Source organism: Streptomyces kanasensis, from assembly GCF_043077165.1.
GTDB lineage: Bacteria > Actinomycetota > Actinomycetes > Streptomycetales > Streptomycetaceae > Streptomyces > Streptomyces changanensis.
Genome location: NZ_JBIBSF010000004.1, coordinates 72,919 through 86,826 on the forward strand (window position 1 = coordinate 72,919; position 13,908 = coordinate 86,826).

Annotated in this window: 10 protein-coding genes; 4 read left to right on the forward strand and 6 right to left on the reverse strand. The window is 73.6% G+C overall.

Translation table 11 applies throughout. The features are described from left to right. Positions 1-9: 9 nt before the first annotated feature. Both ACF053_RS12035 and ACF053_RS12040 read right to left on the reverse strand, forming a co-directional pair. A complete protein-coding gene (locus ACF053_RS12035) occupies positions 10-315 on the reverse strand; it encodes a hypothetical protein (RefSeq protein WP_391953769.1) in 306 nt (101 codons plus the stop codon). Continuing rightward, positions 312-1,355: an SPFH domain-containing protein gene (locus ACF053_RS12040; RefSeq protein WP_391953770.1), complete on the reverse strand. Its 1,044-nt coding sequence runs from the start codon at positions 1,353-1,355 to the stop codon at positions 312-314. Before ACF053_RS12040 ends, ACF053_RS12035 begins: the two co-directional genes overlap by 4 nt. A 244-nt stretch (positions 1,356-1,599) precedes the next feature. Between ACF053_RS12040 and ACF053_RS12045 the strand changes: the two genes are divergently transcribed. Then, entirely contained in the window at positions 1,600-3,870 is a 2,271-nt protein-coding gene (locus ACF053_RS12045; RefSeq protein ID WP_391953771.1) for a transglycosylase domain-containing protein, read from the forward strand. Positions 3,871-4,123: 253 nt separating this feature from the next. On the opposite strand, the gene ACF053_RS12050 is transcribed toward ACF053_RS12045, so the two are convergent. From ACF053_RS12050 to ACF053_RS12060, 3 genes are all read right to left on the reverse strand, one after another. Further along, positions 4,124-6,337, reverse strand: coding sequence for an ATP-binding SpoIIE family protein phosphatase (locus ACF053_RS12050; protein WP_391953772.1), 2,214 nt, complete (start codon positions 6,335-6,337; stop codon positions 4,124-4,126). Positions 6,338-6,583: 246 nt separating this feature from the next. Next, entirely contained in the window at positions 6,584-7,288 is a 705-nt protein-coding gene (fomD, locus tag ACF053_RS12055; RefSeq protein WP_391953773.1) for a cytidylyl-2-hydroxypropylphosphonate hydrolase, read from the reverse strand. Between the two features lie 204 nt (positions 7,289-7,492). Next, positions 7,493-8,917 (reverse strand): class II fumarate hydratase, encoded by a 1,425-nt coding sequence (locus tag ACF053_RS12060; protein WP_391953774.1) that lies wholly within the window; start codon positions 8,915-8,917, stop codon positions 7,493-7,495. 105 nt (positions 8,918-9,022) lie between these two features. Between ACF053_RS12060 and ACF053_RS12065 the strand changes: the two genes are divergently transcribed. Continuing rightward, positions 9,023-10,558 (forward strand): ricin-type beta-trefoil lectin domain protein, encoded by a 1,536-nt coding sequence (locus ACF053_RS12065; protein ID WP_391953775.1) that lies wholly within the window; start codon positions 9,023-9,025, stop codon positions 10,556-10,558. Positions 10,559-10,620: 62 nt separating this feature from the next. Here ACF053_RS12065 and ACF053_RS12070 read toward each other — a convergent pair whose 3' ends face one another. Further along, complete coding sequence (locus tag ACF053_RS12070) at positions 10,621-12,288, reverse strand: fumarate hydratase (RefSeq protein ID WP_391953776.1); 1,668 nt, start codon at positions 12,286-12,288, stop codon at positions 10,621-10,623. A gap of 147 nt (positions 12,289-12,435) precedes the next feature. Between ACF053_RS12070 and ACF053_RS12075 the strand changes: the two genes are divergently transcribed. Both ACF053_RS12075 and ACF053_RS12080 read left to right on the forward strand, forming a co-directional pair. Then, positions 12,436-13,140, forward strand: a complete 705-nt coding sequence (locus tag ACF053_RS12075; RefSeq protein WP_391953777.1) for a DUF1707 SHOCT-like domain-containing protein — start codon at positions 12,436-12,438, stop codon at positions 13,138-13,140. A gap of 248 nt (positions 13,141-13,388) precedes the next feature. After that, positions 13,389-13,763 (forward strand): WhiB family transcriptional regulator, encoded by a 375-nt coding sequence (locus ACF053_RS12080; protein ID WP_391953778.1) that lies wholly within the window; start codon positions 13,389-13,391, stop codon positions 13,761-13,763. Positions 13,764-13,908 lie beyond the last annotated feature (145 nt).

Below are 13,908 nucleotides of genomic sequence, written 5' to 3' on the forward strand. Positions count from 1 at the left end.
GGGCGGCGGTCACTCCGGCGGTGTCCGCCGGGGCCGCGTCGGGTGCGCCGGCCGCGTCGAGGGCGCCGGGGGCGCCGGGGGTGCGGGAGGTGCCGGCGGCTGTCCCGCCGGCGGCTCCTTCGGTGGGCGGCCGCGCCGGGGGAGCGGGGTCGGCGACGAGGGCATCCTCCCGGCCTCGGACAGCGCCCGGCGCAGCAGGAACTCGATCTGGGAGTTGGCGCTGCGCAGCTCGTCCGAGGCCCAGCGCGCCAACGCCTCGTACACCGCCGGGTCGAGGCGGAGCAGCACCTGCTTGCGCTCACGGCGGGCGGTCACTGGTAGAGCGTGCCCGTGTTGACGATCGGCTGGGCCGAGCGGTCACCGCACAGCACCACCATCAGGTTGGAGACCATGGCCGCCTTCCTCTCGGGGTCCAGCTCCACTATGTCGCGCTCCGCGATCCGGTCGAGCGCCAGCTCGACCATGCCGACCGCGCCCTCGACGATCTTCTGCCGCGCCGCCACCATCGCCCCGGCCTGCTGGCGCTGGAGCATCGCGGAGGCGATCTCCGGAGCGTACGCGAGGTGCGTGAACCGCGACTCGATGATGCGCACGCCCGCGGCCGCCACGCGTGCGTGCAGCTCGACCGCCAGCTTCTCGGTGATCTCCTCGGCGTTGCCCCGCAGCGACAGGCCGTCCTCGTCGTGGGAGTCGTAGGGGTACTCGATCGCGATGTGCCGGACCGCCGCCTCCGTCTGCGTGGAGACGAACTGCTCGAAGTCGTCGACCTCGAACATGGCCTGCGCCGTGTCCTCGACCCGCCAGACGACGACCGCGGCGAGCTCGATGGGGTTGCCGTAGGCGTCGTTGACCTTCAGGACGGCGGTCTCGTGGTTCCGCACGCGGGTCGAGATGGCCACCCGGGACGTCAGGGGGTTCACCCAGCGCAGCCCGTCCTTGCGGACCGTCCCCCGGTAGCGGCCGAAGAGCTGGACGACCCGGGCCTCGCCGGGCGCGACCATGTTGAGCCCGCACATCGCGAAGAGCGCCGCGAGGCCCACGAGCACGCCGACCGTGACGAGCCCGACCCGCGCGCCCAGCGAGGTGTCCTCGCCGACGGAGGCGCCCGCGACGACCAGGCAGACTCCCGCGGCCAGGCCCACCAGGCCGGCGAGGAGTGCGAGCCCGCCGCCGACGCTGTACGCCGCGAACTCCCGTATCTCCGGCCGCGCGGCCGGCGTCCCGTCCTGCCCGCCCGTCACCGCACCGGCCGTGGCGGCCGGTGTCCCGCCCGCCGCGCCGCTCACGGCCTCCCGTGTGGCCCCGGGCGTGGCCCCGGACGCGGTCCCGCCGGCCCCGGACGTGGGTGTGGTCATGGTTCCCCCGTTTCTGTGCTCTCTCCGGTGAAGCAAAGTGATATCACTTTAGCGTGCGTCGCAACCTTGTCCACCCCCTGTGAGTCGGTTCCTTGGGGACGGGTGCTCTTTGTCACGTCCGGAAAAGACAGGATCCGTTGGTCTATGTCGGCTGGTGCGGGTTAGCTTGCTGAGCTGATCCGGACGTAGGTGACCGAAAAGCGCGACGGACGAACATCGACGAACAAACGGGAGCGACGGAGCCATGGGCCCAGCGGAATCGCGTCGGACCCGGCAGCGCGGGGCGCGCCGGGCCGGGAGGGGTGGCGGAGGCATACGCCGCTTCTTCACCTGGCGGAAGCTCCTGGGCACGCTCTTCGTGTTCTGCCTGCTCGCGATGGGCGGCTTCTACGCCGTCTACCTGCTCGTCCCCGTCCCCACCGCCAACGCCGAGGCGGAGCTCCAGAGCAACATCTACAAGTACTCGGACGGCACGATCCTCGCCCGCAGCGGCAAGGTCAACCGCTCCAACGTCGGCCTGGACAAGATCCCCGACCCGGTCGAGAAGGCGTTCGTCGCCGCGGAGAACAAGACCTTCTACGAGGACTCCGGCGTCGACCTCAAGGGCACGGCCCGCGGCATGGTCAACACGGTGACCGGCAAGGGCAAGCAGGGCGGCTCGACCATCACCCAGCAGTACGTCAAGAACTACTACCTCGACCAGAGCCAGACCGTGACGCGCAAGCTCAGGGAGCTGGTCATCTCCCTCAAGGTCGACCAGCGCAAGAGCAAGGACGAGATCCTCGAGGGCTACCTCAACACCAGCTACTACGGGCGCAGCGCCTACGGCATCCAGGCCGCCGCGCAGGCGTACTACGGAGTCGACTCCGACAAGCTGACGGTCCCGCAGGGCGCCTATCTGGCGGCGCTGCTCCAGGCCCCCAGCCAGTACGACTGGACGTCCGCCTCTCCCTCCAGCCGCAAGCTCGTGCTGGAGCGCTGGAACTACGTCCTCGACAACATGGTCGAGGAGAACTGGCTGGACCCGGCCGCCCGCAAGACGATGGTGTTCCCCGAGCCGCAGGCCCCGAAGGCCGCCCCCGGCATGGAGGGCCAGACCGGTTACCTGGTCGAGGCCGCCAACCAGGAGCTGGCGCGGCAGGGCGTCAAGGAGGAGGACATCCGGGCCGGCGGTTGGACGATCACCCTCACCGTCGACAAGAAGCGCCAGAAGGAGCTCGTCGAGGCGGTCGGCGAGGAGCTGGAGGACCAGCTCGACCGCGAGGGCAACGAGGTCGACGCGACGGTCCAGGCCGGCGCCACCTCCGTCGACCCGAAGACCGGCCACGTCGTCGCCCTGTACGGCGGCGTCGGCGCCACCCAGCACTGGTTGTCCAACGCCACCCGGCGCGACTACCAGCCCGCCTCCACCTTCAAGCCGCTGGTCTTCGCCTCCGCCCTGGAGAACTCCTCCCGGACGCAGGACGGCCGCCGGATCGGCGTCAACACGCGCTACGACGGCACGAGCAAGCGCCCCGTGAAGGGCGGCGACACCCCGTTCGCCCCGGAGAACGAGGACGACCGCAGCTACGGCCAGGTCACCGTCCAGCGGGCCATGAACAAGTCGATCAACTCGGTCTTCGCCCAGATGATCGTCGACGTCGGTCCCGGCAAGGTGAAGAAGACCGCCCTCGACCTGGGCCTGAAGGACGGCGACGCGTTCGTCGAGTCCCCGGCGATGTCCCTCGGCACGATGGGTGCCTCCACCTGGGACATGGCCGGCGCGTACGCGACGCTCGACAACCACGGCAAGAAGGTCACGCCGTCGATCGTCAAGGCGGCCGAGCACCAGGACCGCACGGTGCAGCCGGCCGACCCGATCGGCGCGCAGGTCGTCAGCCGGGAGACCGCCGACACCGTCACCTCCGTGCTGACCGGCGTCGTCCGCGAGGGCTCCGGCCGCGCCGCGAGCACCTCCGCCTACCAGGCCGCCGGCAAGACCGGCACGTCCGAGAACAACAAGTCCGCGTGGTTCGCCGGGTACACGCCCGAACTGACCACCGTGGTCGCGCTGTTCGGCGAGGACGCCGAGAAGGGCACGCAGGTCACGCTGACCGGCACGGCCAACTCCGGCCGCGCCAACGGCGGTGGCTTCCCCGCCCGGATCTGGGCCGACTACACCCTGGACGCCCTCGGTGGCGGCTCCGACGCCCGCTTCGACCTCGACGTCGTCGAGTACGGCGACGGGCAGCCGGAGCCCGGGACCGGATCGCCGTCCCCGAGCACCTCGCCCTCGCCGTCCCCCTCGCCCAGTGACTCGCCGGACGACGAGCCCAGCTCCACGCCGTCCTCGTCGCCGTCGACCCGCACCCCGGTCACGTCGAGCAGCCCGCCGCCGGTCCCCTCGTCGAGCCCGTCCACCGGGTCGCCGTCGAGCTCGCCGTCGCGGAGCCCGGAGCCGGGCACCAACGGCGGGTCGGGCTTCGAACCGGAGACCGGGAGCGGCCCGGACGACGGCGTCCGCATCCGGCCGTAGCACCGCCGCGACCGCCCGAGGCACCTGCGACCGCCCGAGGCACCTGCGGCGCCCGAGGCACCTGCGGCGCCCGAGGCACCTGCGGTACGCGAGACGGCTGCGACTGCGCAGGCCGTACGACGAAGGCGGCCGGGCCCCCACCACGGGGCCCGACCGCCTTTCGTCGTACGGGTCCGGGCGTTCCCGCGCCCGCGGGGGCCGCGCCCGGCCCGCGCTCCCGCCGGGGCCCGCCCGCCGCGCGCCGCCGCACCGCTCACCCCGGTGTCGGCAGCTCGAACCACACCACCTTGCCGGTCGACAGACGCGTCGCGCCCCAGCGGCGGGCCAGCCGGTTGACCAGGAACAGGCCCCGCCCGCCCTCGTCGGTGTCGCGCGCCCGGCGCTGCCGGGGCAGCTGCGGCGAGTCGTCGCCGACCTCACAGCGCAGCACCTCCGTGCGCAGCAACCGCAGGGTGACCGGCCGGGACGCGTACCGCACGGCGTTGGTCACCACCTCGCTGACCAGCAGCTCCACCGAGTCCGTCAGCTCCTCCAGGTCCCAGCGGGCCAGCGCCTTGCGGGCCAGCCGGCGGGCCCGGCCCGGAGCGGCGTCCTCCGGCTCCAGGAACCAGTACGCGACGTCGCTCGGCGTGATCCCGTCGAACCGGGCGGCGAGCAGCGCGATGTCGTCGTCCCGGTCGCCCGGCCCGAGCATGTCGAGCACGTCGTCGCAGAGCGCCTCCAGCGGCGGCGAGTGGTCCGGGCCCGTCAGCTGGGCCGTCGCCGCCAGCCGCTCGCGCAGCTGCTCTATCCCGGTCCACACGTCCCGCAGCCGCGACTCGACGAGCCCGTCGGTGTACAGCAGCAGCGTCGCGCCCGCCGGGGCGTCCAGTTCGACGGCCTCGAAGTCGACGCCGCCCACGCCGATCGGCGCGCCCGGCGGGACGCGCAGCACCTCGGCCCGCCCGCCCAGGTGGAGCAGTATGGGCGGCGGGTGGCCGGCGTTGGCGATGGTGATGCGGTGCGCGACCGGGTCGTACACCGCGTAGAGGCAGGTCGCCATGCGGTTCTCGCCCAGCCGCTGGGCCTGTTCGTCGAGGTGGTGCAGCACCTCCTGCGGCGGCAGGTCGAGCCCGGCGAGGGTCTGCGCCGTCGTCCGCAGCTGGCCCATGATCGCCGCCGAGGTCATGGAGTGGCCCATGACGTCGCCCACGACGAGGGCGACGCGGCTGCCGGGCAACGGGATCGCGTCGTACCAGTCGCCGCCGACCCGGGCCGTCTCGGCGGCCGGGAGGTAGCGGGACGCCAGCCGCACGCCGGTCGGCTGCGGCAGGTTCTCCGGGAGCATGGTGCGCTGGAGCTCGTCCGCGATGTACGCCTCCCGGCCGTACAGCACCGCCTTGTCGATGCCGAGCGCCGTGTGCGTCGCCAGCTGCGCCGCGACGAGCAGGTCGTTCGGCTCGAAGGCCGCGCGGTCGGGGCGGCGCAGGAAGACGGCGGCGCCGATGACGCGCCGGCGGCCCCGCAGCGGCGCGAGGATCGCGCGGTGCCCGGACGGCAGGGAGCGGCCGTCGCCGACCAGCTCCGGCAGTGCGGCGCGGGCCGCCGCGGAGTCGCCGAACACCGGCCTGACCCCGCGCAGCACCTCCGCCAGCGGGCCGCCGGGGCGGACCTCGCACAGCTCGGCGGCCGGGGTCTGCTCGGTGTCGGGCGCGACGACGGGGCCGGCCGGGAGGAGGCTCAGGTCCAGGGTGTCGTCCCCCGTCAGACGCAGCCGGTCGGCGCGGCGCAGCCGGAGGACGAACGGGTCCACCGGCCGCTCGTCGCCCACGGGCAGGGGGTCGCGCAGATAGACGAGGATCGCGTCGGCGAAGGTCGGCACGGTCGCCCGGCACAGCCCCAGCACGATCTCGTCCAGGTCGATGCCGCGCGCGATGCGGCGCGTCGCCGCGCCGACGAACCGCAGCCGGTCGCCCTCGCGCCGCGCGGTGCCCACCGGCTCCTGCGGCCCGCCGGGGGCGCCGCCGGACTGGCCGGGGAGGGTGCCGTGCGCCGGGGTGCCGGTGCCGGACACGCCGGCGGGGCGCGGCAGGGCGGCGGCGTCCGGCAGGTCGAGGGGCCCGCCGGCGCCGCCGTCCGGGCCGTCGCCGTGCGGGGCCGCGCTCGCGGCGGCGCGCGTCCGGGCGTCTCCGGGGGCGGCCGCGGCGCGCTTGCCGGCGGGGGTCGCGGCCGCCTGCCGGGCGGCGGTGGCCGCCTCGCCGGACCGGGCCGCCTGCCGGGCCGCCTCCGCCTCCGCGCCGCCGCCCGACGGGGTCGTGCGGCGGCCGGACCGCGGCGGCACCGGGGCGCCGCCCGGGTGCGACCGGCCGTGCGCGGGCGCGGGGGAGGTGTCGCCCGGCTCGGGGGCCTCCTGCCGGGGCCGGGTGCGTTCCTGCGGCCGGGCAGCGAACGGCTGCCGGCCTTCGTGGGACGTGGGCTGCTCCGTCACGCGTGGGATTCCGTCCGTCCGGGCCGGTGAGGCGATGCACTCGCTCTGTCAGGCGCTATACCCGCTCTGGGTGCGGCGTCGACACGGGGTGACGGATCCGTGCACACCTCCGCCACGGCTCCACCCCCTCGTAGGTGACTTACGGTCAGTTCGTATCCGGTACTCGGTGGTTGATGCTGCGGGGCCGGGTCGGCCGTCCGGCGGAGGACGATCCTACGGTTACTCCCCAGGGGCGCATCAAGGGTCTCATGGAGCCGTGCGCGCCGGGGTGCGATCCCAGTCGGCCGGGAGCTCCGGCACGCCCCACGCCGGATCGGGCCGCCAGTTCTCCCAGCCGTCCGCGAACGGGGCGCCCCAGGCCCGGATGACCTCGACGGCGGCCGCGCCCGCCTCCCGTACGCGCCGGGCCTGCGCGGCGTCCATGAGGCCGGCGCGCTGGGCCTGGGCGAACTCGTCCTCGTCCCGCCACAGCCAGGTGCGGTCGGGGAAGACGGAGATGTCGAGGAAGTGGTCCTCCGAGTCGACGCCCCCGGACCACCGGACCCGCGGTGCCTCCAGGTTGACGTACCAGCTGCGGAAGTCCCAGCCGTGGTCCCAGAACAGCCAGACGGACCAGGGTTCGTCCGGGCGGGCCAGCTTGAGGACGCCCGTCCCGACCCACCGCGCCCGCGTGGTGGTGCGCGGGGCGGTGTAGCGGGTGGCGAGCGGTTCGTCGTGGACGGGGGTGCCGTCCACGAGCACGGGCTTGACGCACTCGGTGCCCGGCGCCATCCAGACGGCGAGCAGGTCCGGGGTGTCCCGGACGACGGTCACGGGACGGCAGATGTGGACGTGGCCGTCGCCGTTGTCGCGGTACCGCCACAGGATCCGGTCACCCGGCGCCCAGCGCGCACCACCGTCGTCCGCCCCACCCGCTGCCCCCGGTACAGGGCCCGTCGTCTCCGCTGTCATGCGCAGATCTTAGGACCGGACCGGGGCGTCCGTCCGCGATCCACGTCACGGGCGGCCGGCGAAGGGAGCACCGACGCCGCAGGTCAACGGCGGTGAGAGGGCGGTGGGGCCCACGGGTGGCGGACGCGGCGGACGGACGCGGACCCGGGCGGCCCGAACGACACTTTCCGGCCAGTGGCCCGTCGGTCGCGCGTCAGCGGCACGTCACGGGCGGGTCATCCGCAGGACGTCCAGGGCCTCGTCGAGCTGGGCGAGCGTCAGGGCGCCGCGCTCCACGTACCCGGCCTCCAGGACGACCTCGCGGATCGTCTTGCGCTCGGCCAGCGACCGCTTGGCGACCTTCGCGGCCTCCTCGTACCCGAGGTACTTGTTGAGCGGCGTCACCACGGACGGCGACGACTCGGCGTACTCCCGCGCCCGTTCGACGTCGGCGGTGACGCCGTCGACGGTCCGGTCGGCGAGCAGGCGGGAGGCGTTGGCGAGGAGCCGGATCGACTCCAGCAGGTTCTTCGCCATCACGGGCAGCATGACGTTCAGCTCGAAGTTGCCGGCGGCGCCGGCCGTCGCGACGGTGGCGTCGTTGCCGACGACCTGCGCGGCGACCATGAGGACCGCCTCCGGGACCACCGGGTTGACCTTCCCCGGCATGATCGACGACCCGGGCTGGAGGTCCGGCAGGCGGATCTCGGCCAGGCCGGTGCGCGGCCCCGACGCCATCCACCGCAGATCGTTGGCGATCTTCGTGAGGGAGACGGCGATCGTGCGCAGCTGGCCCGACGTCTCCACCAGCCCGTCCCGGGCGCCCTGCGCCTCGAAGTGGTCGCGCGCCTCGGTCAGCGGCAGCCCCGTGTCCCGCGCCACCTCGGCGATGACGGCGGCGGAGAAGCCGGGCGGGGTGTTGATCCCCGTACCGACGGCCGTACCGCCCAGGGGGAGTTCGGCGAGGCGGGGCAGGGACGCCCGCAGGCGCTCGACGCCGTACCGCACCTGCGCCGCGTACCCGCCGAACTCCTGGCCGAGGGTGACGGGCGTGGCGTCCATCAGGTGCGTGCGGCCCGACTTGACGACGTCCGCGAATTCGGCCGATTTCCGACCCAGCGCCGCGGCCAGGTGCTCCAGGGCGGGGATGAGTTCACCGGTCACCGCCGCGGTCGCCGCGATGTGGATGGAGGAAGGGAAGACGTCGTTGGACGACTGGGAGGCGTTGACGTGGTCGTTGGGGTGGACGGACCGCCCGTCGCCGAGCCGTTCGCCCGCGAGCGTGGCCAGGACCTCGTTCATGTTCATGTTCGATGAGGTGCCGGAACCGGTCTGGAAGACGTCCACGGGGAAGTGGTCGTCCCAGCGGCCGTCCGCCACCTCCGCCGCGGCCGCCCGCACCGCCTCGGCGACCTCCGGGTCCAGGACGCCCAGCTCGGCGTTGACCTTCGCCGCCGCGGCCTTGATCCGGGCCAGCGCGGCGATGTGGGCCCGCTCCAGCCGCTGCCCCGAGACGGGGAAGTTCTCCACGGCCCGCTGCGTCTGCGCGCGCCACTTGGCGTGTGCCGGGACGCGTACCTCCCCCATCGAGTCGTGCTCGATCCGGTGGTCGCCGTCGGCGCCGCCGCGCTGGTCCTTCGTGTCGGTCATCGTCCCAACCTCCCGCAGAAACTGAGCGCCCGTCCGGCGCACGCTATTCCCAACTGCGCTACCGGCCAGTAAAAACCGTGGGTAACCCCACTTCCAGGAGGCGCAATGGCGCGCACCAGACGGAAACTCGGATGCGCGGTCGCGGTCACGGTCGCCGCCCTCGCGGCCGCCCTCACCGGACCCGCCGCCCAGGCGACCCCGCCCACCGCCGCCCCGGCCGCCGCCGCGCGGACCACCGCCCCGGTGCCCCTGCCGCCGGAGCTGGAGCGCGTCCGCGCGGCCGAGGCCACCGCCCTGTACGGCAGCCCCGCCGAACGGCCCCTCGCCGAGCGGAAGACCGCCCTGGTCTCCCTGGGCGACAGCGAGATCTCCGGCGAGGGCGTCGGCACGTACGAGCCCCCGACCAACGGCCCCGACAACTGGTGCCACCGATCGCCCCAGGCCGCCATCCACCGCACCGGCATCCCCGCCGACGTCACCTACAACGTCTCCTGTTCCGGCGCCGCCACACCCCACATCCGCATCGGCGGCGGCAAGCAGTACGCCGACGAGCTCGTCCAGAGCGACAACCTCGCCGTCAAGGCCCGCAACACCCGCCTCAAAATGGTGCTCCTGGTGGCCGGCGCCAACGACGACCTCCAGTTCGGCCCCGTGATGACCGACTGCGTCCTGCGCTACCTCACCCTCCAGGGGCCCTGCGCGCCGAAGTACGCCCCCGGCTGGCAGGCCCGCGTCGACGCCCTCGTACCCAAGGTCGAGCAGACGATCCGCGACCTGCGGACCGTGATGCGCGACGCCGGTTACGCCGACGGCGACTACAAGCTCGTCGTCATGGGCTACCCGAGCCCCATCGGCCCCGACTTCCCCGACAACCCCGACTTCCCCGGCAAGCTCGTCTGTGGCGGCCTCGGCTACGACTCCGACACCGTCTGGGGCCGCGACACCGCCGTTCCCGCCTTCGCACGCGGCATGCGGCGCGCGGCGGCGAACACCGGAGCCGTGTACCTCGACAACTCCCGGCTCTTCCACGGCCACGAGGTCTGCATGGACGACGCCTGGGCGCGCGGCCTGTACGTCGACCTGTCCAAGCCCGGCCTGCCGGACGAGAACTCCGTCCGGCAGTCCTTCCACCCCAACGCGGCCGGCCACGCCGCCTTCGCCTCCTGCCTGACCCAGCTGTACGCCTCGGGCGCCCGCGAGGCCGGCTGCGCCGACCCGGCGTCCACGGGCAGGCCGGTCCTGCGGCCGGGGGCGTGGGACGACGCGTTCACGCCGCTGCGGGGCGAGGCGACCGGCACGTGCGTGGACGTCTCCGGGGCCGTCACCCGCAACGGCACGGCGGTCGGCGGCTGGGACTGCCACGCCGGCCGCAACCAGGACTGGTGGTACGACCCGGCGCGCGGGTCGATCCACACGGCCCTGACCCACGACCGCTGCCTGGACGTACCGGGCGCCGCCTACCAGGCGGGCAAGGCCCTGGTGCTGTGGAACTGCTCGGGCGCGGCCCACCAGCGGTTCGTCCGCGACGGCGCGACCGTGCGCCCCGCCGCGGCGCCCTCCCTGTGCCTCACCCTCGCCGCGGCCAGGGACCCGCTGCGGCTCCAGGCGTGCGACGGGACGGCGAAGCAGCGCTTCGCGTAGCCCCGGACACGCGGACGGGCCCGGCCACCGTGACGGTGGCCGGGCCCGTGGCGCTCACGCGGTCACACCAGCCCGGGGCCGCGCACCGGGATGGAGGTGAAGGTCGGCGCCGGGGCCGGGTCCTGGAAGAAGTCGTTGCCCTTGTCGTCCACCACGATGAACGCCGGGAAGTCCTCGACCTCGATCTTCCAGACCGCCTCCATGCCGAGCTCCTCGTACTCGACGACCTCGACCTTCTTGATGCAGTCCTGCGCCAGGCGCGCCGCCGGGCCGCCGATCGAGCCCAGGTAGAAGCCGCCGTGCGCGCCGCACGCGTCGGTGACCCGCTGCGAGCGGTTGCCCTTGGCCAGCATCACCTTGGAGCCGCCCGCCGCCTGGAACTGCTCCACGTACGAGTCCATGCGGCCGGCCGTCGTCGGGCCGAAGGAACCGGACGCGTACCCCTCGGGCGTCTTGGCGGGGCCGGCGTAGTACACCGGGTGGTCCTTCAGGTACTGCGGCATCTCCTCACCCGCGTCCAGCCGCTCCTTGATCTTGGCGTGCGCGATGTCGCGCGCCACGACCAGCGGGCCGGTCAGCGACAGCCGCGTCTTGACCGGGTGCTTCGTCAGCTCGGCGAGGATGGCGTCCATGGGCTGGTTGAGGTCGATGCGCACCACGTCACCGGCCTCGTCCAGCTGCTCGTCCGTCGTGTCGGGCAGGAAGCGCGCCGGGTCGGTCTCCAGCTGCTCCAGGAAGACGCCCTCGGCGGTGATCTTCGCGACGGCCTGGCGGTCCGCCGAGCAGGAGACGGCGATGGCGACGGGCAGCGAGGCGCCGTGCCGCGGCAGGCGCACCACGCGCACGTCGTGGCAGAAGTACTTGCCGCCGAACTGCGCGCCGATGCCGATGCGCTGCGTCAGCTCGAAGACCTTCTTCTCCAGCTCCTCGTCACGGAAGCCGTGGCCCAGCTCGGAGCCCTCGGACGGCAGCGCGTCCAGGTAGTGCGCGGAGGCGTACTTCGCGGTCTTCAGCGCGAACTCGGCGGACGTGCCGCCGACGACGATCGCGAGGTGGTACGGCGGGCAGGCGGCCGTGCCGAGGGAGCGGATCTTCTCCTCCAGGAACGCCATCAGGGAGGTCTCGTTGAGGACCGCCTTGGTCTCCTGGTAGAGGAACGACTTGTTGGCGGAGCCGCCGCCCTTGGCCATGAAGAGGAACTTGTACGCGCCGCCGTCCGTCGCGTACAGCTCGATCTGCGCGGGGAGGTTCGACCCGGTGTTCTTCTCCTCCCACATGGTGAGGGGGGCCATCTGCGAGTAGCGCAGGTTGAGGTTCTTGTACGCGTCGTAGATGCCGCGCGACAGGGCCTTCTCGTCCTCGCCCTCGGTCAGCACGTTCTGGCCGCGCTTGCCCATGACGATCGCCGTGCCGGTGTCCTGGCACATCGGCAGCACGCCGGCGGCCGCGATGTTGGCGTTCTTCAGCAGGTCGAGCGCGACGAACTTGTCGTTGCCCGACGCCTCCGGGTCGTCGATGATCCGGCGCAGCTGCGCGAGGTGCGCGGGCCGCAGGTAGTGCTGGATGTCGTGGATGGCCTCCGCTGCCAGCTTCCGCAGCGCCTCCGGCTCCACCTTGAGGAACGTCCGCCCGTCGGCCTCGAAGGTGGACACACCCTCCGAGGTCACCAGGCGGTAGGGCGTGGTGTCCTCTCCCAGGGGGAGCAGATCGGAGTACGCAAACTCTGGCATGACGGCCATTCCTCACTCGGCAGACAGCGGCGCGGCCCCCATCGGCAACGCGTCCCCCAGCGTAAGACGCCCCGGCGCCCGGACGTCTGTGAGGTAAGGCTCATCCCGCTCTGGTCGCGATCTATCGCGTTTCGCTACGCTGACGCGGTGGACCTCGAAAAGCAGCCCCAGAAGCGGCCCGAGCCGCACCCCGCGGCGCCCGCCCCGGGGACCGCCCCGGCGATGCGGGCCTCGGACGCCGACCGCGACCGGGTCGCCGACATCCTCGCGGAGGCGCTGGCCCAGGGGCGGCTCGACGCCGAGGAGCACGCCGAGCGGATCGACGCCACGTACCGGGCCAAGACGCTCGCCGAGCTGGAGCCGCTCGTCGGCGACCTCCCCGCCGGGCCGGACGCGCGGGCCGTGCCGGGCACCGCCGCGGACCACCGGGGCCTCCCCGACGCCTCCGGGGCGTACGGCGAGCCGGAGGAGAAGCTCGTCGCGGTCTTCTCCAGCACCACCCGCCGCGGCCGGTGGCGCGTCGCCGCGCGCACGACGGCCTTCTCCCTCTTCGGCAACATCGAGATCGACCTCACCGAGGCCACCTTCACCCAGCGCCTCACCACCGTCAACGCCATCTCGATCTTCGGCAACGTCGAGGTGCGCGTCCCCGAGAACGTCTCCCTGCGCGGCAACGGCGCGGGCGTCCTCGGCAACTTCGAGGTGGTCACGCTGGAGGCCGGCGACCCCGAGGCGCCGGTCGTCGTCGTCAACGGCTACGCGGTCCTGGGCAACGTCGAGGCCCGCCCCAAGCGCGGCAAGCTCATCGCGGACCTCCTCCACGCCAAGCTCCGCAAACACCTGGGCCACTGACCGCGCGCCGCCCGCGCGCCGCCCGCGCGCCGACCGCGCGCGGGCTGCCGTCCGCCCGACCACCGCCCGCACGCGTCGGCCGCCGGCCGGGGTCAAGGCGGCCCGCCGCACCCCCACCGTCGCTTTTCGGCCGTACCGCATCCCACCCCCTGGAAGCACACGCCACGCAGTGCATAGGCGTGCGTACAGCGGGTAGGGCTTGCTGCATCGTCTCTCTCGCCCGCGATAGCCGTCGTCAGGAGTAGACCGTGCTGCAACTGCCGCATCAGCCCCTCCAGGTCGCCGCCGTCCCGTCCCAGCGCGTTCCGGCGCGGGAGGACGAGGGTGGTCCCTGGCACACGGAGGCGGTGTGCCGCCGCGACGAGGCGGGACTGTTCTTCGCCCCCTCCAAGGAGCCCACGGCCGCCCGACTGGCCCGCGAGGAGGCCGCGAAGCGGGTCTGCGCCCGCTGCCCGGTCATGGTCGAGTGCCGCGAGCACGCCCTGCTCCAGCCCGAGCCGTACGGCGTGTGGGGCGGCCTCACCGCCGCCGAGCGCCGCGTGGTGCTGGCCCGCCGCCGGCGCCGCGACGTGGAGCTGAAGAAGGCGGCGACGGCCGGCCAGCAGATCGCCGCCGCCGGCTGACCGCCCGCCGGGCGGCACGGACGGCACGGACGGCACGGCCCTGAGCCACCGCGGGCGACGCGGCACGGCCCGCACGAGAAGGGGCGCTCCCACCGCACTGGGAGCGCCCCTCTTCGTACCGCCGAAAGCCCCGCCGACGGCCCGG